Origin of the sequence: Maribacter sp. (assembly GCA_020629415.1) — a bacterium.
GTDB classification, from domain to species: domain Bacteria; phylum Bacteroidota; class Bacteroidia; order Flavobacteriales; family Flavobacteriaceae; genus Maribacter; species Maribacter huludaoensis.
The window spans coordinates 47,686-73,228 of sequence record JAHDDL010000021.1 but is presented as its reverse complement, the minus strand read 5'-3'; the positions used below and the strand labels follow the sequence as shown (position 1 = coordinate 73,228).

Genomic DNA, 25,543 nt, shown 5'->3' with positions numbered 1-25,543 from the left:
ACGGCATCTAGTGCGGTGCCACCTTTTTCTAGAACTTCCCATGCTTTGGCAGTTGCATTTCCAAAATCCCAAGTGCAAATAGCTATGGGTAGTACAGGTGCATTATCTGCTTTTTCAGTTTGGGGCATTTCTTTATATGAAGCTAATATGGGAGCAGAGACGATACCCGTGGCTACGGTGCTAGAATTTCTTAGAAACTTTCTTCTTTTCATGAGATGGGTTCTTTACATTTAGTAACTTTAAATATAGCAATATGATAGTAGAAGTTTGTGCAAATTCCTTAGAATCTGCCTTGGTCGCGGAACAGGCTGGAGCAGACCGTATTGAGTTGTGTTCGGAATTGGCGGTGGGCGGACTAACTCCTTCTTACGGGTTGTTGAAAGCTGTGAAAGAGCAAGTATCTATTCCGGTGCATGTACTGATAAGACCTAGAAGTGGAGATTTTACGTATTCAGATGATGAATTCAATATTATGCTTGCCGATATTGCACTTTGTGTTGAAATGGGATTTGACGGAATTGTATCGGGGGTTTTATTAAGCGATTTTTTGTTGGATGCGGATAGAACGCAAATCTTAAAAGATGCGGCAGGTGAGTTGAAATTTACATTTCATAGGGCTTTTGATTGGATTGAAAATCCGTTTGAAGCATTACAAAAGCTGGATGCTATGCAGGTAGATTATATATTGTCATCAGGTCAACAAAATTCGGCACTTTTGGGAGTAGACCTTTTATCGGAATTAAAGAAGAAAAGCAAGAGCGTACAGATTATGCCTGGATCTGGTATAAACGCTGGTAATGTTGAAACTTTTAAAACCAGGGGATTTAGTGCCGTTCATTTATCGGGAACAGCTTTGGTTAAAACAATACTTAATAAACCTAATATATCAATGAACTCGGAAGGCTTTTTGAGCGATGATCATGTTGCCATTACGCAATTGGAAAATATTAATGCAGTTGTGGCTAAGGTTAAATAAATTGCAAATGAGCACATATACCGCTGTGATACAGATATCTTTGTAAAAAATTCTATCATGATACGTTGGTTTATTTTCGTCATAGCTTATGTTGCCTTAAGTTTTTATGTGCTGCAGGCATTAAAAACCATTACTAGACAACCATGGTGGTCGTGGATTTATATTGTGGTTTCATTAGCGGTTATGTTAAATTTCATCTACCAATTTTCAGTTGGAGAAGAGACAGGCCGTGTTCTAAGTATTTCTAAGAGTTATGCTTTCGGATTTTTATTGACCATGTTGACTTTCAATATCATTACTATTCTGTTTCTGTTTTCTGAAGATATGTATCGCCTTATTTCTGGACTATATCAAAAGTTATTTGGTGAGGAAAAACAATTTGGACTTCCTGCCCGTAGAAGGTTTCTGAGCTTGTTGGCCTTAGGTGTGGCCGCCATACCATTTGGCGCGCTTTTGTATGGTATGTACAAGGGTAAGTACAATTTTAAAGTATTGAAATATGATTTGGAGTTCGATGATCTACCTGATAGTTTTCACGGCTATCAAATTACCCAAATATCTGATATACATAGTGGTAGTTTTGATGACAGGAAAAAAATTGAGTACGCAGTAGACCTTATAAATAAGCAAAAAAGTGATGTATTGCTTTTTACAGGTGATATGGTGAATAATATGACTTCTGAAATGGAACCTTGGGCAGATCTGTTCAGTACCCTTCATGCTAAAGATGGTAAGTTTTCGGTTTTAGGAAACCATGATTACGGTGATTATATCCCTTGGGATACAGAAGAACTGAAACATCAAAATCTAGAAGATCTTAAAACATTACAGAAGCAGATGGGTTTTGATCTGTTGCTTAACGAGCATAGATATCTTAAAAGAGGTGATGATAAAATTGCCCTAGTAGGAGTAGAGAATTGGGGTAAAGGCGGCTTTAAAAAGGCCGGTGATCTCAAGAAGGCCGCTTCACAGATAGAAGAAAATGATTTTAAAATTTTAATGAGCCATGACCCCTCTCATTGGGAAATGGAAGTTATAAAAGATGACTACCATTATCATCTGACATTAAGTGGTCATACCCATGGTATGCAATTTGGTATAGAAATACCTGGATGGATCAAATGGAGTCCGGTGAAATGGAGATACCCTTATTGGGCGGGCATTTACAAAGAAATGGGGCAGTTCATTAATGTGAACAGAGGTTTTGGTTTTTTAGGATATCCGGGTAGGGTAGGCATTTGGCCAGAAATTACCGTGATAACTTTAAAGAAAAAGGCATTAACATGATTTTAACCCTTTTACGATGCTACAATTAGCCCGCTAAGAGTAGTATTTTAACAATTTTTATTACATTTGGCTAACAAAGAAAAGCATTTTATATGTCCAAATTTGGTGAACTAATAGATTTAAATGTACCTGTTCTTCTGGATTTTTATGCAGAGTGGAACGAACAGTCGACTGCAATGCATCCTGTATTAAGGGATGTAGCCGCTGCACTTGGTAGTAGAGGTAAGGTCATAAAGATAGATGTAGATAAGAACAAAGAGCTTTCTCAGGCTTTGCGTGTTAAAGGCTTGCCTACACTTATGATCTACAAAAAAGGAGAAATGGTATGGAGACAAAGTGGTGAGCAAGATGCTACTACGTTAATGGGTATTCTTAAAGAATACGTTTAAAACATAACATATAGAAATAAAAAAAGCTTTGAGTTTGTGCTCAAAGCTTTTTTTTGTGACCATTTATAATATCTATTCTATAATTTCGGTCTTCGTATTATCCGGTAAAATGGTATCGGAAACCGGTACGGTGTCCATCATATCGGGATCGCCCTGTTGCATTTCTTCGCGCATGTCCATATCATCCTCGTCCTTATAAAAATGCTGGAATTTATCAATGTACTCATTAAAGATTAAGGTCTCTTTTTCTGCAATGTCTTCACTGTCATTGGTGATGATCATATCTATATTACGTCTATAGGCCTCCATATCTGCTATGATATCGTCAATATTACTGTATTGTTCATCCAAGCTTGTGGAAGCGTAATACTCCAATCGTTCTTGGTACTTGCCTTTTAACTTTTCAAAAAGAGCACGCGCTTTTTGGTTTTCACCAACTTTGTAATAGCCATCTATAAAAGGTTCTACAAGTGTATAGTATCCAAATTTATCTACAGGCATATTGGTCAAGGAAATTTCGATGATATCTTTCGCCTTGTCCATTTTGTTTTCCTTGATCAACGCTTCTGTTAAACGAGCTAAATTACCTCTAAAGGATACGCTTTGAATACGGGTTTGTGTATCGTGGTAAATGTCGCCACCTGCATTGCCCCAATCCCAACCGGTAACAATATCATACATTAATTCGGTATCTATTCTTCCTAGTTCAAAAGCATTAGGTCTTTCTGTACGGATAGGCACTAGTTTATATGCCAAACCATCTAGTTGAAGGTAATCTTTCATCCAAAGGTATTCGGCATCATCAAAACTACCTCCAGAGAAGTATAAAGGACGTTTCCAGTCATTGTTCGCTAAGATGTCAAGCATCATCATGCTTTTTTTGGTAATAGCACCTGGTAGATCTATATCAATGAAATCAACAATTTGGTCGGCGTCTTTTTCTTTCACCAAGCCACTGCTCAATACATTTTGTTTGTTTACAGGCACCCTAATTTTATTGGTAGGGTAGTATACCATGTTTTGAGTGTCTTCTGAATATTGACTAAGGTCTGCGCCATTTTGCTCAAACAAGTACTTTAGTTTAGTTCTTGGTTTATCACTATCGATCCAGTTAATAAAATCTTTAATGGGCCATCTGTTTTCCGTAATGCCTTGGTGGTATAGCACATCTCTTGATCCCCACCTGTATTTCTCATGAGTAATTTGTGAAGGTATTGGCGCGCTTTCGTAAGCTGCAGCTTTCATTTGGTCAACATACCAATCTGTTTCAAAAAGACTGGTACATACTACACGAACGTCCGTTCTGTAATGTTCAATTTCTTGTGCGTACCAAATTGGGAACGTATCGTTATCTCCAATGGTAAATAAAATAGCACCTGCATCTTCTTGGCAAGAATCTAAATATGCCTTTGCAGACGAGTTTGCCGTGAATTTACCTGATCTATCATGGTCGTCCCAGTTTTGTACTGCCATTACCGTTGGTACCGCAAGCAATGTTACTATAACTACAGCAGGGGCTAATATTTTAGGGGTGATCCATTCTTTAAAACTATCATACAACCCATATACTCCTAAACCGATCCAAAGGGCAAAGACATAGAAGGATCCTACAAGGGAATAATCTCGTTCACGAGGTTGAAATATGCCTGGGTTCGTATAAAATTGTATGGCCAATCCGGTAAACAGAAAGAACATCAATAATACCCAGAATTGCTTTTTGTCTTTTGAAAGTTGAAAAACAATACCAATAATTCCTAGAATTAATGGCAAAAAGAAATAGGTGTTCCTACCTGGGTTGTTTTGAATATCACTAGGTAAATTATCCTGACTGCCTAATCTAATACTATCAATTACATTGATGCCACTTAACCAGTTTCCATTTTCATTATATCGACCCTGAACATCATTTTGTTTTCCAACAAAATTCCACATGAAATAACGTAGATACATGTAGTTGAACTGAAATTCGAACATATACTTAACATTGTCCCATAAGGTAGGTGGTTGTACTTCTATATACTCATCAAAACGTTTTAGGAAGCTTATGTATTGATCGGCACCGATCTCACCGTTGGCAAAACCAATTTTAACCTGTTCTGCAGCTTGCCTTAACTCTTGATTTGGTTGTGTGATCCTAAAATCTAAGGCGCCAAAATAGCGCATGTAGTTCTCTGCATTTTGTGAACTCCACATTCTTGGTAACAATCCTTGGTGTTTAGGATTGGGGCCTTGAACGGCATCTTTGTATTTATTTACTATAATGTACTTTCCTAAAGTATAATCTTTTTCATATTTGGGTTTTCCGTCTTGGTCTTCACCTGCCGGTGCAAACATATCTGAATAATAGGTGCCATAAACAGGGCTGTCTACACCCGGGTATTGCTCTCTATTGTAATATGCTAGTAGTGCTCTTGCATCTTCTGGATTGTTTTCATTGATGACAACTTTGGCATTTGCTCTAATGGGTAACATTAACCATGATGAAAAACCTAGGAATAAAAACATTAAACATAAAACAATGGTATTGCCTGTTCTATAATTGTTCTTGCGTGTATAGTTTAGACCAAAGTAAAATGCCGATATGAAGAGGAGACCTATTATTATAGACCCAGAATTAAATGGTAGCCCAATACTGTTAATGAAGAATACTTCTCCCCAGCCAAATAATTTAAGAACGTAGGTAAGTGAAAATTTATATACCAACATTAAAATGGCAATAACAATGACGTTGGCCAGTAAAAAGTTCTTTACTGTAGTCTTTTGGTAGGTTTTAAAATAATAAAGTAGGCCAATTGAAGGGATTGCCAAAAAGCCCATAAATTGAACTCCGAAAGTCAATCCTACCACAAAAGAAATTAACACGAGCCATTTATTGCCACGGGGATCATGTAGGTTATCGGTCCATTTCAGCCCTAACCATAATAATAAGGCCATAATGAAACTTGCCATTGAATATACTTCGGTTTCTACGGCGTTGAACCAAAAACTATCTGAATAGGTGAAGGCCAATGAACCAACTAGGGCACTACCAAAAACGGCTATTGCTTTACTATTGGTAAAAGGACCATCTTTTTCAATTAATTTTCTGGTAATGTTTGTAATCGTCCAGAACATAAATAAAATGGTGAATGCGCTTGATACACCGGATACCAAGTTGACCATCATTGCGATTTGACTTGGCTCTAAGGCGAACATTGCAAAAAAGGCACCTATCATCTGTAGCAATGGCGCCCCGGGCGGGTGGCCCACTTGAAGCTTGGCCGCCGTTGCTATATACTCTCCCGCATCCCAAAAACTATTGGTGGGTTCTACGGTAATGTAATACGTAATAAAGGCGATAAAAAATACGGACCATCCTAATATGGTGTCCCACTTGTGGTAGTTCTTTGAAAACATGAAGCTTGGGTTAAACCTAAGTGGCGAATTTACTAATTAATCTAGAAAGGAATGAACTATTTTTATAAACCTTTAACACAGGTAAAGTAGATTTTTTTCATTTTTACTTGAAAAAATGTTTGGTGAAACAAAACTTTGTTTTAAATTTGCAGCCTCTTAAAAGGTATTGGCCCATGGTGTAATGGTAACACTCCGGTTTTTGGTACCGTCATTCAAGGTTCGAGTCCTTGTGGGCCAACTAAGAGAGCAATCCTGATGTCATTTGATGTCAGGATTTTTTATTTTTATGATTTATGTCATTTTAATTGTATTCTAATTGTCTGACCTTCGTACTTATACATATTTCAGTACGGAATGTTAAGTGTTGATAACCGTTGTGTCAGTATTTTTGTACATTTAAACCGATAACGTTACAAATACATCGGAAAAGAAACCATTTCGATTTTGTTATTATATACTTTGGTACCCTAAAGAACTTAGCCCTATGAAACTCTCTCCAAAAGTTTTAAAAATATTATTAATCGTTGTTGTACTTGGATTTGGGATCGGCTTTTATCTGCAAGATCTAAAACATGAAGAAAGTACTGCCCATGCTTGGAAAGCCAATCGTTATAATTTAGATCGCTTTAATAAGATAATGGAATATAACAACAAAATGAACTCCTCTAATTGGAGGGTGTTGAAAGATAGTATAGATCAACAATTGGATACTCTGATGATACTTCGTTTTCGTAAAGAAGTTGATAGTATAGAAGATTCAGAGCCTCAGGCGTACAGCGATCAAGTTGAGGTGCATGCATCTTTTATGCCCCAATAGTCTTTATGGTTGATGTTGTATAAGATATCACTCAATGAGTGTTCTTGGGTTCTATTTTGTCTATAGTTGCCTTGTCCATTTCTTGGTAATCTTCATCTTCAGTTTCTCTAATAGCATCCTCGGCTAAGTTTCTTTCAATAATTTCTTCATCAATTTCATCTAGCATAGTACCCATTTTTCGTTTATCACGAATCATGGCCCATGTCATTACTAAGCTTGTGGCTATAATTACAAATAACAAGATGCCAGATTCAAATCCTTCAATCTGAGCTTCTGCAGGTATGGCATAAAATAGCAATACGGTAATTAATCCTCTAGGGGCTATGAATAATTGGGGCAACATATCTTTTCCAACAAAAACCATCAAGATCAAAAATCGGATGGCGTAAATAGAGGCAATTATTAGCAAGCTTACAATGGCAACGTTAACGCTAAGTAAAGATGATAGTACTATGGTGATGCCAAAAATCACAAAGAAAAAGGTTCTGACTACAAATGCAGTTTCTAGCGTAACTATATGCAGCTCGTGATAAATTTGTTGCATTCTTTCCTTTTCAAGAAAGATTTTTGTTTTGCCTGGAAAAAATAAGTTGACATTCTTTACGATCAAACCAAATACCAATATGATTATTAAGGATGATAAATGCATTTTTTTGCCTATTGCATAAAGAAGGAGTAATACTGATATAAGCAAGAATAATTTTGCCTGGCTTTTTATGCGTTGAAAAACTAATATAATAGCATAGCTGGCAACCAATGCTATAACTATGGTAACGGCGAAATTTATGCTAAAACCAACAACTCCGGTATCTTCGGCCGGGTTTAGTTTTCCCGTTAAAAAATAGAACATCATAATACCCATAATGTCAGAAAAGGTGCTTTCGTAAATATGGAATTCTTTTTTCTGTTCACTTAAACCGCCTACGCTTGGTATAATTATAGCGCTTGATAGAATGGATAGCGGCGTGGCATATAACAAGGCAGATTGCATAGTCATATTTGGTATAAACTGATAAAGGATTAGAGCGGCAACATATGCAGAACCTACTAGGCCAATTAAAGCGATGGCCATAGATTTTAGAATAGGCCATAATTTTTCCTTTTTCAATTCTAGTTCTAAGGCGGCTTCTAACACTATCATGATAAGACCTACCGTGCCTAGAATTTCAAGTGACCCTTTAAAGTCAGGTATTTCAGGTATAAAAATTTCAAGACCTATTTTAATTAATATGCCTAGGACAATGAGCATAAGCACTGCCGGTATATTGGTTTTTTTTGAGATGCCATTAAAAAAGAAGGATAGTACAACAATTAAAGAAGCTCCTATAATTAGGTTATAGGACGAAAGAATTTCCATTTTATAATTTTTTGGTTGGTGTTGGGCTAAAAATAAGATAATTATTAAAACGTATATTAATTGTTATATTTTAATTATCTGTTTTGATTCTTTTCATAGTGAATGAATTAGGTGTAATTAGTCTATTGTAGGAAATTAAATTTATTGTATATTTGCAAAGCTGAAAGGATATAAAAGTATTCATGAGGGGACAATTAGTCCCCTCTTTTATTACTTATTATTTATGCTAAAGGAAAAAGTAAAGGAATTATTGGATCAAGGTCTTCAGGAAGACCCCTCCCTATTTTTAATCGATTTCACAATGGGTGCTGATAATAGCATTCATGTGGTAATAGACGGTGACCATGGGGTTACGGTCAGTGATTGTATTAAAATAAGTAGGGCGATCGAGCATAATTTGGATCGTGACGAACATGATTTTTCGCTAGAGGTTGCCTCTGCGGGTGCATCGGCACCGTTGGTTATGCCTCGTCAATACATTAAAAATGTGGGCAGAAAACTTGAAGTTCGTACAAACGACAATAAGTTTGAGGGGAATTTGACCGCCGTAAATGATGATTCTATTGTTTTGGAATGGAAAGCTAGGGAGCCTAAGCCAATAGGTAAGGGGAAGGTGACCGTTCAGAAAAAAGAAGAAGTAAATTTTTCAGATATTATTAAAGCAAAAGTTGTATTAAAATTTTAATTGTAATTACCAATGGAAAATATTGCGTTAATTGAATCTTTCTCAGAGTTTAAGGACGATAAGTTCATAGACAGGGTAACATTAATGGCCATTTTGGAAGATGTATTTAGAAATGCGCTTAAAAAGAAGTTTGGTTCAGATGATAACTTTGATATCATCATAAATCCAGATAAAGGTGATTTGGAAATTTGGAGAAACCGCATCGTTGTAAATGATGGTGAGGTTGAGGAGCCAAATGAAGAAATTTCATTATCTGCGGCCCGTAAAATTGAGCCAGATTTTGAAGTTGGTGAAGATGTGTCTGAAGAGGTAAAGTTGATTGATCTAGGAAGAAGGGCAATTTTGGCATTACGTCAAAATCTTATTTCGAAAATTCATGAGCATGATAATACAACCATTTATAAGCATTTTAAGGATTTAGAGGGCGAGATTTATACGGCAGAGGTGCACCATATTCGTCATAAAGCTGTTATTTTGTTAGATGACGAGGGCAATGAGATAATTTTGCCGAAAGATAGACAGATACCTTCTGATTTTTTCCGTAAAGGTGATAACGTTAGGGGTGTTATTGAAAGTGTAGAGTTAAAAGGAGCTAAACCTACGATTATAATGTCTAGAAGTTCGCCTAAATTCTTGGAGCAATTGTTCTTTCAGGAAATACCAGAAGTGTTCGACGGATTGATTACTGTAAAGAAAGCGGTTAGAATACCAGGGGAAAAAGCAAAGGTTGCTGTAGACTCTTATGATGATCGTATTGATCCTGTTGGAGCTTGTGTGGGTATGAAAGGATCTAGAATTCACGGTATTGTTCGTGAATTAGGTAATGAGAATATAGATGTTATTAACTGGACTGCTAACCCACAATTGTTAGTGACCAGGGCGTTGAGTCCGGCAAGGGTTTCTTCTGTTAAGTTGAACGATGAAAAGATGACCGCACAAGTTTACCTGAAGCCAGAAGAGGTTTCTAAGGCAATAGGTAGAGGTGGTCACAATATTAGATTAGCTGGTCAACTTACTGGTTATGAGATAGATGTGTTTAGAGAAGGAGTTGAGGAAGATGTTGAATTAACGGAGTTCTCAGATGAAATCGATGCTTGGATTATTGAAGAATTCAAGAAGATCGGTTTTGATACTGCGCGTAGCGTATTAGAGCAAGATGTTAATGATTTAGTGAAACGTACAGATTTAGAAGAGGAAACTATTTTAGAAGTTGTTCGTATACTAAAAGAAGAATTAGAAGATTAGCTATATATTAGCACTTAAATAAAAGAACGGGAATCAGTATTTATGGCAGACAATGCAAAAATAAGGCTTAATAAAGTTCTTCGTGAACTTAATATTTCCTTGGATAGGGCAGTGGACTTTCTTAACGGAAAAGGACATGATGTGGAAGCGAGGCCTACCACAAAAATTTCTGATGATGTTTACCAAGTTTTGCTTGATGAGTTCCAGACGGATAAGAGTAAAAAGGTTGCATCGAAAGAAGTTGGAGAGGAAAAGCGTAAGGAGAAAGAGGCAATTCGAGTTCGATTGGAAAAAGAGCAAGAAGATCGTCGCTTGGCCCGTGAGCGAAGAAACTCTGAATCCGAAGACAAAACTTTAGTTGGTAAGGTAGAACTTTCTGGTCCTAAGATGGTAGGTAAAATTGACCTTAATCCTAAGAAAAAAGTTGAAGAGCAACCTGCTAAAGAAACTCCAAAAGCTGAAGAAAAGGTTGCGCCTAAAGAGGAAGAAAAATCTGCTCCAAAGGTAGAGGTCAAGGAGACAAGAAGGGTTGTTTTACAAGGTCCTAAAATTGTGTCCCAACCGGCTCCAAAGAAAGAGGTGAAAAAAGAGGAGCCTAAAGTTGAATCTCCTAAAGCTGTCGCTTCTAAAGCTGATGAAACTAAAAAATCAGAAGCTAAACAGGAGCCTGCAAAAGCTGATTCTACTGCAGAAGCCGCTCAGGAGCCTGAGGCACCAAAAACAATAGAGACTCAGTATCAGAAATTGTCGGGTCCAAAAATTGCCGGTGAGAAAATTGACCTTAGCAAATTTGAAAAGCCCAAGAAAAAGAAAGAAGATAAAAAGCCTGCTGCAGGTGCTGACCGAAAGAAAAGGCGTAGAAGAATTGTAACTAAAAATACTTCCGGTCCAGGTCAAAATAGAAACACCGGAAACTCTGGTGATAGAAATAAAGGTAGAGGAAGATTTGCGCCGGTGGCAAAAGTTGAGCCTACTGAGGAAGACGTGCAAAAGCAAGTACGTGAAACCCTAGAAAAACTTCAAGGTAAATCCAAGAAGGGTAAAGGGGCAAAGTATAGAAGAAGTAAAAGGGATCAGCACCGTGAGCAAACGGAGAAAGATCTTGAACAACAGGAATTGGAGAACAAGGTGCTTAAAGTTACCGAGTTTGTTACGGCAACAGAGGTCGCTACCATGATGGGAGTTTCTACAACTGAAATTATTTCAGCTTGTATGTCATTAGGTATTATGGTGACCATGAATCAGCGTTTAGATGCTGAAACATTATCTATAGTAGCAGAAGAATTCGGTTATGAGGTTGACTTTGTTACTGCTGATATTGAAGAAAGTATAGTTGAGGAAGAAGATGCTCCTGAAGATTTAAAGCATAGAGCTCCGATCGTTACGGTCATGGGGCACGTGGATCACGGTAAAACATCTTTATTGGATTACATCCGTAAAGAGAATGTAATTGCCGGAGAAAGTGGTGGTATTACTCAGCATATTGGCGCCTACGGAGTAACACTTGAAAATGGGGAAAGAATTGCTTTCTTGGATACTCCTGGTCACGAGGCTTTTACCGCTATGCGTGCTAGAGGTGCTCAGGTAACCGATATTGCAATTATTGTTATTGCGGCAGATGATGATATTATGCCACAAACAAAAGAGGCGATCAGTCACGCGCAAGCTGCTGGTGTACCAATTGTTTTTGCAATAAACAAAGTTGATAAGTCTACGTCTAATCCAGATAAGATTAAGGAAGGTCTAGCGCAGATGAACCTATTGGTTGAAGATTGGGGAGGTAAAATACAATCTCATGATATTTCTGCCAAGACCGGTTTAGGTGTAAAGGAATTATTAGAGAAAGTTTTACTTGAAGCTGAGTTATTAGAGTTAAAGGCCAATCCAAATAAAAATGCAACAGGAACTGTTGTGGAAGCGTTCTTGGATAAAGGAAAAGGTTATGTGTCTACTGTGTTAGTGCAGTCTGGTACACTTAAGATAGGTGATTATGTGTTGGCCGGTACTACAAGTGGTAAGATCAAGGCAATGCAGGATGAGAGGGGCAATAATGTAAAAGAAGTTGGTCCTTCAACACCAATATCTATATTAGGTCTTGACGGGGCTTCTCAGGCAGGTGATAAGTTCTACGTATTGGAAGACGAGCGTGAGGCTAAGCAAATTGCCTCAAGAAGATCTCAATTACAACGTGAGCAGTCTGTTAGAACACAGCGTCATATTACTTTGGATGAAATTGGTCGTAGAATTGCATTAGGTGATTTCAAAGAACTTAATATTATTCTTAAGGGTGATGTTGATGGTTCTGTTGAAGCGCTTACAGATTCTTTCCAGAAATTATCCACTGATGAAATTCAGGTGAATATCATACATAAAGCTGTAGGTCCTATTACGGAATCAGATGTGTTATTGGCTTCTGCTTCGGATGCGGTTATTATAGGGTTTAATGTAAGGCCTATGGGCAACGCGAAAGCAATTGCCGAGAAAGAGGAAATAGATATCCGTATGTATTCTATCATTTATGCTGCGATCAATGACCTTAAAGATGCAATGGAAGGTATGTTATCTCCTGAAATGAAAGAAGAGATTTCTGGTACAGCTGAGATTAGGGAAACTTTTAAAATTTCTAAAATTGGAACTATTGCAGGTTGTATGGTAACAAGCGGTAAAATCTTTAGAAACTCTAATATTAGATTAATACGAGATGGCGTAGTTATATATACAGGTACATTATCTTCGTTAAAACGATTTAAAGATGATGTTAGGGAAGTAGCTAAAGGTTATGACTGTGGTCTTCAGATTAAAAACTATAATGATATCAATGAAGGTGATATCGTGGAAGCGTTCCAAGAAGTTGCAGTGAAGAAAAAGTTGAAGTCCAAATAGAATTTGAAATAAAGAGTATTAAAATCTCTTTAGAAATAAAGCAAAAAAAATCGACCTATTTGGTCGATTTTTTTGGTTTTAATAACATAGCATCGGGGTACTTGGTCCTTACCTCGTTGAACTTTCGTTCGGCATCTAATCTAGAGGTAAACCTGCCGACTCTTACGCGATATGTTGGTGAGTCAAAATCAATTTTAGAAACTAGTTCAGGAAAATCCTCTTCCACGTTTGCTTTTATTTTTTGTGCTTTTGCATAGTTGCCAAAGCCAACTTGTATTCTGTAGTATTCATTATTGCTTAAGGATGATTTGTAAATCTCTAACAATTGATCAATCTTCGGGTCTTGCTGTATATCTACATTTGCACTTTGTGCGTAGCTAAATTGGCTAAAACAAGCAAAAACTAGGAGGGTACTAACAATTTTCATAACCTATTTTCAATTTATTTTTCATTTAGGACAAAAGTAATTTATTAAGGCTCAAACAAATAAATCTTGATCTATTTAGAATATTTCTAAATTGTAAATTATAGATACATTAACATTTTGCAAATAAAGTCTATGTCGTATTTTTGTCATCGATTTAGGCATTTGGTGGATTGTAATTGGTTTCATCTATGACCAAAATCATGCCAAGATTCCGATAGAAATATTCGATATATGAAAAAGGTTCCAAACCGAAATCAGTTTTCTAAAATTTTAGGATTATCCCTAATTGTATTTTTGCTTTTTGCAAGTCCCTCAATAGCGCAGGATGAAGCTGCTGCTGAATCTGTGGCTACTGAAACCGCAGGGGGTGGCGATGCTAAAAAAGGCAAGGCATTGTTCAATCAAAACTGTGCTGCCTGTCATGCGTTAAATCGTAAGATGACCGGTCCTGCATTAGAGAATGTAGAGGCTAGGTTGAGTGAAGAAGAAGGCTTGGACAGAGAGTGGCTTTATGCTTGGATTAAAAACAGTCCTGGTGTAATTAAGTCGGGTGACGCTTATGCAAATAAATTGTACGCAGAGTATAATCAAGCTGCAATGACGGCTTTTCCAACCTTGTCAAACACAGATATCGATGATATTTTGGCATATACCGCTGCAGCTCCGGCTGCTGCCCCTGCACCTGTTGCGGGTAGTGCAGATGTTGCTGGTGGAAATGCGGGAAATTCTTCTGGCGTCTCAAATGAAGTGATCTTGGGTGCTTTGGTCTTGGTTTTTGGTTTGTTGGTGGTTATGCTGTTGTTGGTGAATAAGACATTACAGCGTATAGCACAGGCAAATGGTGTTGTTCTTGAAAAAGAGAATGCTGAAAAAAGAACCCCGATTTGGAAAGCTTTTGCGCAAAATCAATTTTTGGTTTTGGTTACCGTTGTTTTCTTATTGTTGGGTAGTGCATACTTTGCCTATGGTTGGATGATGCAGGTAGGTGTCGATCAGGGTTATGCCCCAATTCAGCCAATTCATTATTCACATAAGATTCATGCAGGTGATAATAAGATAGAGTGTAAATATTGTCACTCTTCTGCTAGGGTTTCCAAACATTCTGGTATACCTTCTTTGAATGTATGTATGAACTGTCATAAATCAGTTTATGAGTATACTGGTAATCCGGAGGGTCCGTCTCAAGAAGATTTGGAGAATGGATACACGAACGAGTTCTATACTGGTGAGATAAAGAAATTATACAAAGCAGTTGGTTGGGATGAAGAAAATCAAAAATACACTGGTGAAAGTCAGCCTGTAGAATGGGTAAGAATTCATAACCTGCCAGATTTTGCTTATTTCAATCACTCGCAGCACGTTTCGGTCGCAGGTGTTGAGTGTCAAACTTGTCACGGTCCTGTAGAGGAAATGGAAATTATGTATCAGTATTCTCCGTTGACAATGGGTTGGTGTATTGATTGTCATAGAGAGACCAATGTAAAGGTTGAGGGTAATGAATACTATGAGAAAATTCATGCTGAGCTTTCAAAGAAATACGGTGTAGAGAATTTAACAGCTGCTCAGTTGGGTGGGCTGGAATGTGGTAAATGTCACTATTAATAATAATTTAAAGAAGCTAATTACAGATAATACGTATGGCATCAAACAAAAAATATTGGAAGAACGAAGCGGAGTTAAATCCTAACGATTCCATTGTTGAGGCGCTAAAGCAGAATGAATTTGTAGAGCAGATTCCTGTGGATGATTTCTTGGGTGACAAGGAAACATTGTCTTCTACAAATACAAATCGTAGAGATTTCTTGAAGTATGTTGGGTTTAGTACCGCGGCCGCTTCTTTAGCAGCATGTGAAGGACCGGTTGTAAAATCGATTCCTTATGTGGTATTGCCAGAAAATATAGTTCCCGGAGTCGCTAACTATTATGCAACTACAATTGCAAATGGTTTTGATTTTGCTAGCATATTGATAAAGACTCGTGAGGGTCGTCCTATCAAGGTAGAGAATAATACTTTGGCTAAAATAGGTGGTTCGGCTAATGCTAGGGTGCAGGGTTCTGTTCTTTCGTTGTACGATAGTACAAGGTTGCAAGGGCCGTTGGCAAATGGAGAGCCGGTAGAATGGGATGTACTTAAAGCTACCGTTAAGTCTAAAATGGGTTCGCTTAAGGGTTCTGCTAAAAAAATTGCTGTTCTTACACAGACATATGCTAGTCCATCAACCGATCGTCTTATGGCTGATCTGGTCGCTGCCAATGAAAATGTGGTTCATGTTACCTATGATGCTATATCTGAAGATGCGGCATTAACTGCGTTTGAAAATAAATACGGAGAGCGTGCTTTAGCTGATTACGATTTTGAAAAGGCAGAGCTTATTGTTTCTTTTGGGGCAGATTTTATTGCCGACTGGCAAGGCGGTGGTTATGATGCGGGTTATTCTAGAGGGCGTGTTCCTAAGAATGGTAAAATGTCCAGACATATACAGGTTGAGGCAAATATGTCATTGACCGGTGCAAATGCCGATAAGCGCGTGGCCATGAAGCCAAGTGCTCAAAAGGTTGTTTTGGCTAAATTATACGGAAAATTAAATGGTACTTCTGTAGGTGGTAACACTTCAGAGTATGATGCTTTGGTTGATTCCATTGCCGTAGAGATAAAGAAAGCTGGTTCCAATGCTGTTGTTGTAACGGGATTAGACGATGTTAATGCTCAAGCTGTTGTTTTGGCAATCAATGAAATGCTTTCCAGTAAAGCCTATGATGTTGCAGCTCCTAAATATATAAGAAAAGGTAGTGTGAAGGCGGTTAATTCGCTGATTGCAGATATGAAGGCCGGTAGAGTTGGCGCTTTATTGATGGATGGTGTTAATCCTATATATTCATTGCCTAATGCAGCTGATTTTAAAGAAGGTCTGGAAAAGGTTGATTTATCTGTTGCTTTTTCTACAAATTGGAATGAAACTACTGAGGCTGTGCAATATGTGGGCGCTACAAACCACTATTTGGAGTCTTGGGGAGATATTCAAATTAAGAAGGGGCATTACAGTTTAATGCAGCCTACTATTAAAGAATTATTTGATACAAAGCAGTTTCAATCCGTAGTTTTAGGGCTACTGGGAAGTGAGCAAACGTATTATGATTATATAAAAGATACTTGGACTTCATCTGTACTTAACGGTGCAAGTTGGAATCAAGCGTTGCAAGATGGTGTTTTCAGTACCAAAACTATGGTGGTGAATACTGAAGGGGCAGCTCAAGATATTACGACTACGGAGGATACAATTGAGGTTGTTTCCAATACTTCTTTATCTTCTGCTGTACGTAGTTTAGCAAATACCACTAGTGATGGAATGGAGCTTACGTTGTATTCTAAAGTTGGTATGGGCGATGGCCAGCAGGCAAGTAACCCTTGGTTGCAAGAATTTCCGGATCCAATTACAAGAGTTTCTTGGGATAACTATGTTACTATTTCAAAAGCAGATGCTGCTGAGCTTGGTGTAGAAAATGTAAACGTTGCAAACGGCGGTATGGATGGTAGCTATGTAAAGCTTACCGTTAATGGTGTTAGTTTGGAGAGGGTGCCGGTGGTTGTTCAGCCTGGGCAGGCAAAAGGTACTGTAGGTCTTTCATTCGGTTACGGTAAAACTGTAGGATTGAAAGAAGAAATGCAGACTGGTGTAAATGCTTTTAAACTATATGACGGATTTAGCAATATTCAATCTGTAAGTGTAGAAAAAGTTGGAGGTAATCATGAGTTTGCTTGTATTCAATTACATAAAACCTTAATGGGTAGGGGAGATATCATTAAAGAAACAACTTTAGAGATATTTAATACTAAAGACCATGCGGAATGGAACGAGGTTCCTGTGGTATCTTTGGACCATCAAGAAGTTCCTGCAACTTCTGTTGACTTATGGGATAGCTTTGATCGTTCTATCGGTCATCATTTTAACATGTCTATTGATTTAAATGCTTGTACCGGTTGTGGTTCTTGTGTTATCGCTTGTCATGCAGAAAATAACGTACCTGTTGTTGGTAAGGCGGAGGTAAGAAAGTCTAGGGATATGCATTGGTTGCGTATCGATAGATATTACTCGTCTGAAGAAACCTTTGAAGGTGATAATGCCAAAAAAGATGGTTTCGACGGTTTGTCCGGTGATAATGGTTCATTAGGTGGTTTCGGTGAGTTAGAAGATCCTTCTGCGAATCCTCAGGTTGCTTTTCAGCCTGTAATGTGTCAACACTGTAACCATGCTCCTTGTGAAACTGTTTGTCCTGTAGCGGCAACTTCACATGGTAGACAAGGTCAAAACCAAATGGCTTATAACAGATGTGTAGGTACAAGATATTGTGCTAACAACTGTCCTTATAAAGTACGTAGATTTAACTGGTTCTTATATAATAACAATGACGAGTTCGATTTCCATATGAACAATGATTTGGGTAAAATGGTATTGAACCCAGATGTAAACGTTCGTTCTAGAGGTGTTATCGAGAAATGTTCTATGTGTATTCAAAAAACACAAAAGACTATTCTTGATGCTAAGAGAGACGGTCGTGTTATTGAGGATGGAGAATTCCAAACAGCTTGTTCTTCGGCATGTAGTAACGGTGCCATTGTATTTGGTGATGTTAATGATGAGAAGAGTAAAGTTGCAGAATTAAAACAAAGTGACCGCATGTATCATTTGTTGGAGCATGTAGGTACACAACCAAACGTTTTCTACCATGTTAAGGTTAGAAACACCAACGAAGCATAAACAATAGTAGAAAGTAATTATAACAAAAGTCTATGGCGTCGCATTACGAAGCACCTATACGTAAACCCCTAGTAACTGGAGACAAAGGCTACCACGATGTAACAGTGGATATTGCCGCACCAGTGGAAGGCAGAGCTAATAAGCACTGGTGGATAGTTTTTTCCATTGCCCTAGTGGCATTCCTTTGGGGAGTAGGTTGTATTATTTATACGGTCTCTACCGGTATCGGTACATGGGGTCTTAACAAGTCTGTAAACTGGGCTTGGGATATTACCAATTTCGTTTGGTGGGTAGGTATCGGCCACGCTGGTACTTTGATATCGGCGGTATTATTGTTGTTCCGTCAAAAATGGAGAATGGCAATTAACCGTTCTGCTGAGGCAATGACAATTTTTTCCGTTGTTCAAGCTGGTTTGTTCCCTATTATTCACATGGGTCGTCCATGGTTGGCATATTGGGTATTACCTATTCCAAATCAATTTGGGTCGTTATGGGTAAACTTTAACTCTCCACTTCTTTGGGATGTATTCGCGATATCAACATATCTTTCTGTTTCATTGGTATTTTGGTGGACAGGTTTACTTCCTGATTTTGCTATGATTCGTGATAGGGCCGTATTGCCTTTTCAAAAGAAAATCTATAGTCTTTTAAGTTTTGGGTGGAGTGGTCGTGCCAAAGATTGGCAACGATTTGAGGAAGTGTCATTGGTACTTGCAGGTCTTGCAACTCCGTTGGTATTATCTGTACACACCATTGTATCTTTTGACTTTGCTACGTCGGTTATACCAGGTTGGCATACAACAATTTTTCCACCTTACTTCGTGGCAGGGGCAATTTTCTCTGGTTTCGCAATGGTAAACACGTTGTTGATTATAATGAGAAAAGTATGTCATTTAGAAAATTATATTACTATTCAGCATATTGAATTAATGAATATTGTAATCATGTTAACCGGTTCTATTGTAGGTTGTGCCTATATTACCGAGTTGTTCATGGCATGGTATTCTGGTGTGGAATATGAGCAATACGCTTTCTTGAACAGGGCAACCGGTCCTTATTGGTGGGCATACTGGTCAATGATGACTTGTAATGTATTCTCTCCACAATTTATGTGGTTCAAGAAATTAAGAACTAGTATCATGTTCTCTTTCTTTATTTCTATTGTGGTAAACATAGGTATGTGGTTCGAAAGATTCGTAATTATCGTTACTTCATTGCATAGAGATTATCTTCCTTCTTCTTGGACAATGTTCTCTCCAACTTTTGTAGATATCGGTATTTTCGTAGGTACCATTGGATTCTTCTTTGTGTTGTTCTTATTGTACTCTAGAACTTTCCCTGTTATTGCACAGGCAGAGGTTAAATCTATTTTAAAATCTTCTGGGCAGAAGTATAAAGTTCTAAGAGATTCAGGTAAGCCGTTATATGAAATCAAAACGACTAATGTAGAGATTAAAGAGCCTATAACTGATGATGTTCTTATGGGCGAAGTTGTTCCTACGGTAGGTGATAAAGTAGGTGTTTCTGATCTTTTAAGTGCGGTGGGTACTTTTGATGCCACTACACAAGAGGCAGATGATTTGAAGAGGGTTAAGGGTATTGGTCCTCAGATGGAAGCAACATTAAATGAAATAGGAATTTACACTTTTGCTCAAGTAGCTAGAATGACAGAGAGCGAATATAATTTGTTAGATTCTATTACAGGGTCTTTCCCAGGTAGAGCACAACGTGATGACTGGGCAGGACAAGCAGCAATTTTATTAAATAACAAAAGATAAATATGGCATCTAAAGTTATACACGCTTTTTACGATGATGACGATGTGCTCATGCTTGCCGTTAAAAAGGTAAAGGCAGCAAAGCTTCACATAGACGAAGTATATTGTCCTTTCCCTGTGCACGGATTAGACAAAGCTATGGGCTTAGCGCCTACAAGATTGGCTATTACAGCTTTCTTGTATGGTTTGGTTGGTTTAACTGTGGCAACTCTTATGATGAATTTTATCATGATAGAAGATTGGCCGCAAGATATAGGTGGTAAGCCTAGCTTCAGTTATTTGGAGAACCTACCTGCATTCGTGCCTATTATGTTCGAGTTGACGGTGTTCTTTGCGGCTCACTTAATGGTTATTACTTTTTATTTAAGAAGTAGACTATGGCCTTTTAAAGAAGCCGAGAATCCTGATGTAAGAACTACGGACGATCATTTTTTGATGGAAATAGAAATCCATGACAACGAGCAAGAATTAAGAGATTTGTTAATGAATACTGGTGCAGTAGAAATTAATATTTCAGAAAAAAACAGTCATTAAATATGAACAGTTTTAAGAAAATAGCGATAATATTCGGGTTGGCTATCGTAGCAACGTCTTGTAAAGATGACAGCGTACCTAACTATCAGTATATGCCTAATATGTATGAGTCCGTAGGTTACGAGACTTATAGTGAGGTGGACTTTTTGCCAAACGAAGCAGAGGCTTTGGTTCCACCTGCAAATACGATAAACAGGGGTTGGTTGCCATATGAAATTGAAAATTCCCCGGAAGGTAAAGAATTATCAAGATTGCAAACAAGTCCGCTTGATACAATGAATGTTGAGAAAAATTTGGCTAAAGGTGGTCAGTTGTATACCATTTATTGTGCTATTTGTCATGGGGATAAAGGCGATGGTCAGGGTACTCTTGTTAAAAGAGAAAAGATACTAGGTGTGCCTAATTATGCTGACGAAGTAAGAAACATTAATGTAGGTTCCACATACTATACAATTCATTATGGATTGAACTCAATGGGTTCTTATGCTTCACAGATGAACACTGAAGAAATGTGGCAGGTGTCAGAATATGTAATGAAATTGAAACAAGATTTAACCAAATAATAGGTAAACAATACTATGTATACGTTTTCAAATAGACTTAAAATAGCTTCCATCGTTCTAATGATAGTAGGTGCATTAGGAATCATTGGTGGGTTTGTTATGGCTCCTGGAACTATAGCAGAGGCAAAAGAAATGGTAGCAAGTCATGACGGAGGTGATGGTGACGCCCATGCAGCTGAAGCTGAACATGCAACAAAAGAAAGTGATCACGGGGTTGCTGAATCTCATGGTGAAGAACATGATGCTTCTCATGATCAGCATTTATTGGATCAATTAAAAAATAGACCTTGGGCGGCTTTATATGTTGCGGCGTTCTTTTTTATGATGATATCATTAGGGGTATTGGCTTTTTATGCTATACAACGTGCTGCGCAAGCAGGTTGGTCTCCACTGTTATTCAGAGTAATGGAAGGTATTACGTCTTACTTGGTTCCTGGTGGAATCATTGTATTTGTAATATTGCTTCTTTCTGTTTTGCACATGAACCATCTATTTGTCTGGATGGATGCCGATGTTGTAGCACATGATGCATTGTTACAGGGTAAGTCTGGGTATTTGAACCCTACCTTCTTTTTAATAAGAGCAGCTATATTTTTAGCTGGTTGGATTGGTTATAGAGAGTATTCTAGAAAACTTTCTATTGCGCAAGATGATTCAGATGACAATTCTAACTTTAAATTAAATTTTAGAATATCTGCTGGTTTCTTGGTGTTTTACCTTATCAGTGAATCTATTATGTCCTGGGATTGGATTATGAGTGTAGAACCACACTGGTTCAGTACATTGTTCGGTTGGTATATTTTTGCCAGTATGTTCGTTTCAGGAATTACGGTTATAGCAATGGTGACCATCTATTTAAAGTCTAAAGGTCATTTGCCGGATGTTAACGACAGTCATATACATGATTTAGCAAAGTTCATGTTCGGTATCAGTATATTTTGGACATACCTATGGTTCTCTCAATTTATGTTGATATGGTATTCTAACATACCTGAAGAAGTAACATATTATGTTACTAGAATAGCAGATTACAAATTACCATTCTTCGGTATGGTAGCAATGAACTTCTTGTTCCCGGTGCTTCTTTTAATGAATAGTGATTACAAGAGAATTAATTGGTTTGTAGTTTTAACAGGTATCGTAATACTTGCTGGGCACTATATGGATATCTTTAATGCTATTATGCCTTCTACGGTAGGTAAGAACTGGTACATTGGTATTCCTGAGATAGGTTCTGTATTGTTTTTTGCAGGATTATTTATATTCTGGATTTTTAGAGCACTTTCAACGCAGCCGCTACAACCAAAAAGAAATCCTTTTATTGAAGAAAGTAGACACTTTCATTACTAGTAATTAAGTAAAGTATAACATTTATATATACAATGACGACATTATTAACTTTAGCTGTACTTGTTCTTGTAGCCATTGCCATTTGGCAATTGACTAAAATCTTTGAATTGTCACAGCTTAGAACTGAGCAGCACCAAATAGCAACGGATAGCGATAATAAAAATAACGGTTACATGTTATTTGGATTTTTGGTATTCATTTACGGAATTACCATATTCAGTTTTTGGAACTATGGTAAGTTTCTTTTACCAGAAGCTGGATCGGCACATGGTGAGGAATATGATAGCTTAATGTTGGTTTCTTTCATTATTATCTTTATCGTGCAAACCTTGACCCAAGCGTTGTTACATTATTTTGGTTATAAATATGCCGGTAAAAAAGGGCAAAAAGCGTTATTTTATGCGGATAATGATCGTCTAGAGTTTATTTGGACCATTATTCCGGTAATTGTATTGGCAGGTCTTATTCTTTGGGGATTATATACCTGGACTACTATTATGGATGTAAACGATGAGGATGATCCGTTGATTGTTGAACTTTATGCACAACAATTTAATTGGACAGCCAGATATGGTGGTGATGATAATGTTTTAGGTGGAGCCAATGTTAGAATGATTGATATTGACAAAGCAAACGTTTTAGGCTTGGATGAAGCCGATACCTATGCACATGACGATATTATTGTAAAAGAATTGCACTTACCGGTAGGTAGAAAGGTGAATTTTAAAATGCGTTCTCAAGACGTATTACACTCAGCTTACATGCCTCATTTTAGAGCGCAAATGAACTGTGTACCTGGTATGATTACCGAATTTTCTTTTACTCCTATTTATACAACAGAAGAAATGAGGACCAATCCAGATGTTATGGATAAGGTTAAAAGAACTAATAAGATTAGAGCAGAAAAATCTGCAAGTACAGGAGAGGCTCTAGATCCTTGGCAGTTTGATTATATCTTGCTTTGTAATAAGATTTGTGGTAAATCTCATTATAACATGCAAATGAAGATTATTGTAGAGACCGAAGAGGAATATAATCAGTGGATCAAATCACAATCAACTTTTGCCGAAACGGTTATGAAGGATGATACTAACCCTGCTTTTAACATGGTTAGTGCGGTTTCAGTAGCAGAGTAATTTTACTCTCAGATTAATATAGCTATAATTAGAAAATTAATATAAATAAGATTACGATTATGTCAGCAACAGCACATGCACATGTAGATGATCATGCACACGACGATCATGGACATCATCATAAAGAAACTTTTGTAACAAAGTATATCTTTAGCCAAGACCATAAAATGATTGGTAAACAATACCTTATTTTAGGTGTGTTTGTAATGGGTTTTATAGGTATTGCAATGTCATTATTGTTTAGAATGCAATTGGCTTGGCCAGGAGAGTCTTTTCCAATTTTTGAAGCTCTTTTAGGCAAGTGGGCACCTGGTGGTGTTATGGATGCCGATGTTTATTTGGCATTGGTTACCATGCACGGTACTATAATGGTATTCTTTGTACTTACTGCAGGTTTAAGTGGTACGTTCAGTAATTTATTGATTCCATTGCAGATCGGTGCACGTGATATGGCATCTGGTTTCTTGAATATGGTATCCTTTTGGTTGTTTGCAATAGCTTCTGCAATTATGATAATTTCTTTATTCGTAGAGGCAGGTCCGGCAGCTGCTGGTTGGACAATTTATCCACCATTAAGTGCTTTGCCAATGGCTCAACCAGGTTCTGGAATGGGTATGACGTTATGGTTAAGTTCAATGGCAATATTTATTGCATCATCTCTTTTAGGTTCTTTGAACTACATTGTAACGGTAATTAATTTAAGAACCAAAGGTATGTCAATGACAAGATTGCCTTTAACAATTTGGGCATTCTTTGTAACAGCTATAATAGGTGTAATTTCATTCCCTGTTTTATTATCTGCCGCATTATTATTAATAATGGATAGAAGTTTTGGAACTTCTTTCTTCCTGTCAGATATTTTTATTCAGGGTGAGGTTCTACATTATCAAGGTGGGTCACCAGTATTATACGAGCACCTTTTTTGGTTCTTAGGTCATCCGGAGGTATATATTGTATTATTACCGGCATTGGGTATCACTTCTGAGGTAATGTCTACAAATGCGCGTAAACCAATTTTTGGTTATCGTGCTATGATTGCTTCCATTTTAGCAATTGCCTTTTTATCTACAATTGTTTGGGGTCACCACATGTTTATCTCAGGTATGAATCCGTTTTTAGGATCTGTATTTACATTTACAACGTTATTGATTGCTATACCATCTGCGGTAAAAGCATTCAACTATATAACTACCTTATGGAAAGGTAACCTACAATTGAACCCGGCAATGTTGTTTTCAATTGGTTTAGTATCGACATTTATTACTGGTGGATTAACTGGTATTGTTTTAGGAGATAGTACGTTGGATATTAACGTTCACGATACATACTTCGTAGTAGCTCACTTCCACTTGGTAATGGGTATCTCTGCACTTTACGGTTTGTTTGCTGGTGTCTATCACTGGTTCCCTAAAATGTATGGTGGTAGATTAATGAACAAGAACTTGGGTTATGTTCACTTTTGGGTAACAGCTATTTGTGCCTATGGTGTTTTCTTCCCTATGCACTTTGTAGGTATGGCAGGTGTTCCAAGAAGATATTACGAGAATACAGCTTTTCCAATGTTTGATGAGTTAACTGATATTCAAGTATTAATGACTGTCTTTGCCATAATAGCAGCAGCTGCACAATTGGTTTTTGTTGCTAACTTCTTCTACAGTATATTTTACGGTAAGGTTGGTCCAAAGAATCCATGGAAATCAAATACTTTGGAATGGACTGCTGAGCAAGAACATATTCATGGTAACTGGGCGGGTCCTATTCCTGAAGTTCATAGATGGGCTTACGATTATAGTAAGGTTTATGAAAACGGAGATTATATTATTGAAGGTCAAGATTATGTTCCACAACATATTCCTTTACAGGAAAATGAAGAAGAAATGAATCATTAAAAATATTTAAGTTTTATAAAGCCCAACTAGCTATAGTTGGGCTTTTTTTTTTGGTTAAATTCTTAAGATATTATC

The 25,543-nt window shown here is 37.4% G+C and carries 18 protein-coding genes, 1 tRNA gene and 1 pseudogene; 16 read left to right on the top strand and 4 right to left on the bottom strand.

Going from position 1 to position 25,543, the window contains the following annotated elements:
• Positions 1 to 212: pseudogene (locus QZ657_RS10195) on the bottom strand (glycosylasparaginase); the annotation flags it as partial.
• Positions 213 to 253: 41 nt separating this feature from the next.
• Between QZ657_RS10195 and QZ657_RS10190 the strand changes: the two are divergent.
• The 3 genes from QZ657_RS10190 (at position 254) to QZ657_RS10180 (ending at position 2,652) form a co-directional block, all read left to right on the top strand.
• Positions 254 to 976, top strand: a complete 723-nt coding sequence (locus QZ657_RS10190) for a copper homeostasis protein CutC (RefSeq protein ID WP_276471540.1) — start codon at positions 254 to 256, stop codon at positions 974 to 976.
• Positions 977 to 1,033: 57 nt separating this feature from the next.
• On the top strand, positions 1,034 to 2,263 hold the full coding sequence (locus tag QZ657_RS10185; protein WP_291966678.1) for a metallophosphoesterase: 1,230 nt from the start codon (positions 1,034 to 1,036) through the stop codon (positions 2,261 to 2,263).
• Positions 2,264 to 2,355: 92 nt separating this feature from the next.
• The gene (locus QZ657_RS10180; protein ID WP_276471542.1) at positions 2,356 to 2,652 is read left to right on the top strand and encodes a thioredoxin family protein; all 297 of its coding nucleotides are present in this window, start codon (positions 2,356 to 2,358) and stop codon (positions 2,650 to 2,652) included.
• A 72-nt stretch (positions 2,653 to 2,724) separates the two neighbouring features.
• On the opposite strand, the gene QZ657_RS10175 is transcribed toward QZ657_RS10180, so the two are convergent.
• Positions 2,725 to 6,048, bottom strand: a complete 3,324-nt coding sequence (locus QZ657_RS10175) for a DUF2723 domain-containing protein (RefSeq protein ID WP_291966676.1) — start codon at positions 6,046 to 6,048, stop codon at positions 2,725 to 2,727.
• Between the two features lie 167 nt (positions 6,049 to 6,215).
• Between QZ657_RS10175 and QZ657_RS10170 the strand changes: the two genes are divergently transcribed.
• A tRNA-Gln gene (locus QZ657_RS10170) sits at positions 6,216 to 6,286 on the top strand.
• A gap of 246 nt (positions 6,287 to 6,532) precedes the next feature.
• Positions 6,533 to 6,865, top strand: a complete 333-nt coding sequence (locus QZ657_RS10165; RefSeq protein WP_276471544.1) for a hypothetical protein — start codon at positions 6,533 to 6,535, stop codon at positions 6,863 to 6,865.
• 31 nt (positions 6,866 to 6,896) lie between these two features.
• Here QZ657_RS10165 and QZ657_RS10160 read toward each other — a convergent pair whose 3' ends face one another.
• Positions 6,897 to 8,222, bottom strand: coding sequence for a cation:proton antiporter (locus tag QZ657_RS10160; protein ID WP_291966674.1), 1,326 nt, complete (start codon positions 8,220 to 8,222; stop codon positions 6,897 to 6,899).
• Positions 8,223 to 8,445: 223 nt separating this feature from the next.
• Here QZ657_RS10160 and rimP point away from each other — a divergent pair, with 223 nt between their 5' ends.
• From rimP to infB, 3 genes are read left to right on the top strand one after another with little or no spacing between them, the layout of a single operon-like run.
• The gene (rimP, locus tag QZ657_RS10155; RefSeq protein WP_291966672.1) at positions 8,446 to 8,907 is read left to right on the top strand and encodes a ribosome assembly cofactor RimP; all 462 of its coding nucleotides are present in this window, start codon (positions 8,446 to 8,448) and stop codon (positions 8,905 to 8,907) included.
• A gap of 12 nt (positions 8,908 to 8,919) precedes the next feature.
• Complete coding sequence (gene nusA / locus QZ657_RS10150) at positions 8,920 to 10,152, top strand: transcription termination factor NusA (protein ID WP_276471547.1); 1,233 nt, start codon at positions 8,920 to 8,922, stop codon at positions 10,150 to 10,152.
• A 42-nt stretch (positions 10,153 to 10,194) separates the two neighbouring features.
• Positions 10,195 to 13,035 carry a translation initiation factor IF-2 gene (infB, locus tag QZ657_RS10145; protein ID WP_291966670.1) on the top strand — a complete coding sequence of 947 codons (2,841 nt, stop codon included), beginning with the start codon at positions 10,195 to 10,197 and terminating at the stop codon, positions 13,033 to 13,035.
• Between the two features lie 55 nt (positions 13,036 to 13,090).
• On the opposite strand, the gene QZ657_RS10140 is transcribed toward infB, so the two are convergent.
• The gene (locus tag QZ657_RS10140; RefSeq protein ID WP_276471549.1) at positions 13,091 to 13,462 is read right to left on the bottom strand and encodes an SPOR domain-containing protein; all 372 of its coding nucleotides are present in this window, start codon (positions 13,460 to 13,462) and stop codon (positions 13,091 to 13,093) included.
• 231 nt (positions 13,463 to 13,693) lie between these two features.
• Here QZ657_RS10140 and QZ657_RS10135 point away from each other — a divergent pair, with 231 nt between their 5' ends.
• From QZ657_RS10135 to QZ657_RS10100, 8 genes are read left to right on the top strand one after another with little or no spacing between them, the layout of a single operon-like run.
• Entirely contained in the window at positions 13,694 to 15,064 is a 1,371-nt protein-coding gene (locus QZ657_RS10135) for a c-type cytochrome (protein ID WP_291966667.1), read from the top strand.
• Between the two features lie 35 nt (positions 15,065 to 15,099).
• Entirely contained in the window at positions 15,100 to 18,219 is a 3,120-nt protein-coding gene (locus QZ657_RS10130; protein WP_291966665.1) for a TAT-variant-translocated molybdopterin oxidoreductase, read from the top strand.
• A gap of 32 nt (positions 18,220 to 18,251) precedes the next feature.
• Complete coding sequence (gene nrfD, locus QZ657_RS10125; RefSeq protein WP_276471552.1) at positions 18,252 to 19,997, top strand: NrfD/PsrC family molybdoenzyme membrane anchor subunit; 1,746 nt, start codon at positions 18,252 to 18,254, stop codon at positions 19,995 to 19,997.
• A 2-nt stretch (positions 19,998 to 19,999) separates the two neighbouring features.
• Complete coding sequence (locus tag QZ657_RS10120) at positions 20,000 to 20,530, top strand: DUF3341 domain-containing protein (protein ID WP_276471553.1); 531 nt, start codon at positions 20,000 to 20,002, stop codon at positions 20,528 to 20,530.
• A 2-nt stretch (positions 20,531 to 20,532) separates the two neighbouring features.
• Positions 20,533 to 21,093 carry a c-type cytochrome gene (locus QZ657_RS10115; protein WP_291960446.1) on the top strand — a complete coding sequence of 187 codons (561 nt, stop codon included), beginning with the start codon at positions 20,533 to 20,535 and terminating at the stop codon, positions 21,091 to 21,093.
• Between the two features lie 15 nt (positions 21,094 to 21,108).
• Complete coding sequence (locus QZ657_RS10110; protein ID WP_291966664.1) at positions 21,109 to 22,443, top strand: quinol:cytochrome C oxidoreductase; 1,335 nt, start codon at positions 21,109 to 21,111, stop codon at positions 22,441 to 22,443.
• A gap of 32 nt (positions 22,444 to 22,475) precedes the next feature.
• Positions 22,476 to 23,579, top strand: a complete 1,104-nt coding sequence (locus QZ657_RS10105) for a cytochrome c oxidase subunit II (RefSeq protein ID WP_291966662.1) — start codon at positions 22,476 to 22,478, stop codon at positions 23,577 to 23,579.
• Between the two features lie 59 nt (positions 23,580 to 23,638).
• Positions 23,639 to 25,468 carry a cbb3-type cytochrome c oxidase subunit I gene (locus QZ657_RS10100; protein ID WP_276471557.1) on the top strand — a complete coding sequence of 610 codons (1,830 nt, stop codon included), beginning with the start codon at positions 23,639 to 23,641 and terminating at the stop codon, positions 25,466 to 25,468.
• Positions 25,469 to 25,543 lie beyond the last annotated feature (75 nt).

What these genes read in the sequence shown, in the direction of transcription:
- QZ657_RS10180 (WP_276471542.1), top strand. Translation starts at nt 2,356, where the DNA reads ATGTCCAAATTTGGTGAACTAATAGATTTAAATGTACCTGTTCTTCTG.
- QZ657_RS10130 (WP_291966665.1), top strand. Translation starts at nt 15,100, where the DNA reads ATGGCATCAAACAAAAAATATTGGAAGAACGAAGCGGAGTTAAATCCT.
- QZ657_RS10140 (WP_276471549.1), bottom strand. Translation starts at nt 13,462, where the DNA reads ATGAAAATTGTTAGTACCCTCCTAGTTTTTGCTTGTTTTAGCCAATTT.
- QZ657_RS10135 (WP_291966667.1), top strand. Translation starts at nt 13,694, where the DNA reads ATGAAAAAGGTTCCAAACCGAAATCAGTTTTCTAAAATTTTAGGATTA.
- QZ657_RS10165 (WP_276471544.1), top strand. Translation starts at nt 6,533, where the DNA reads ATGAAACTCTCTCCAAAAGTTTTAAAAATATTATTAATCGTTGTTGTA.
- QZ657_RS10115 (WP_291960446.1), top strand. Translation starts at nt 20,533, where the DNA reads ATGAACAGTTTTAAGAAAATAGCGATAATATTCGGGTTGGCTATCGTA.
- QZ657_RS10175 (WP_291966676.1), bottom strand. Translation starts at nt 6,048, where the DNA reads ATGTTTTCAAAGAACTACCACAAGTGGGACACCATATTAGGATGGTCC.
- QZ657_RS10110 (WP_291966664.1), top strand. Translation starts at nt 21,109, where the DNA reads ATGTATACGTTTTCAAATAGACTTAAAATAGCTTCCATCGTTCTAATG.
- nrfD (WP_276471552.1), top strand. Translation starts at nt 18,252, where the DNA reads ATGGCGTCGCATTACGAAGCACCTATACGTAAACCCCTAGTAACTGGA.
- rimP (WP_291966672.1), top strand. Translation starts at nt 8,446, where the DNA reads ATGCTAAAGGAAAAAGTAAAGGAATTATTGGATCAAGGTCTTCAGGAA.
- QZ657_RS10185 (WP_291966678.1), top strand. Translation starts at nt 1,034, where the DNA reads ATGATACGTTGGTTTATTTTCGTCATAGCTTATGTTGCCTTAAGTTTT.
- QZ657_RS10160 (WP_291966674.1), bottom strand. Translation starts at nt 8,222, where the DNA reads ATGGAAATTCTTTCGTCCTATAACCTAATTATAGGAGCTTCTTTAATT.
- nusA (WP_276471547.1), top strand. Translation starts at nt 8,920, where the DNA reads ATGGAAAATATTGCGTTAATTGAATCTTTCTCAGAGTTTAAGGACGAT.
- QZ657_RS10105 (WP_291966662.1), top strand. Translation starts at nt 22,476, where the DNA reads ATGACGACATTATTAACTTTAGCTGTACTTGTTCTTGTAGCCATTGCC.
- QZ657_RS10190 (WP_276471540.1), top strand. Translation starts at nt 254, where the DNA reads ATGATAGTAGAAGTTTGTGCAAATTCCTTAGAATCTGCCTTGGTCGCG.
- QZ657_RS10100 (WP_276471557.1), top strand. Translation starts at nt 23,639, where the DNA reads ATGTCAGCAACAGCACATGCACATGTAGATGATCATGCACACGACGAT.
- infB (WP_291966670.1), top strand. Translation starts at nt 10,195, where the DNA reads ATGGCAGACAATGCAAAAATAAGGCTTAATAAAGTTCTTCGTGAACTT.
- QZ657_RS10120 (WP_276471553.1), top strand. Translation starts at nt 20,000, where the DNA reads ATGGCATCTAAAGTTATACACGCTTTTTACGATGATGACGATGTGCTC.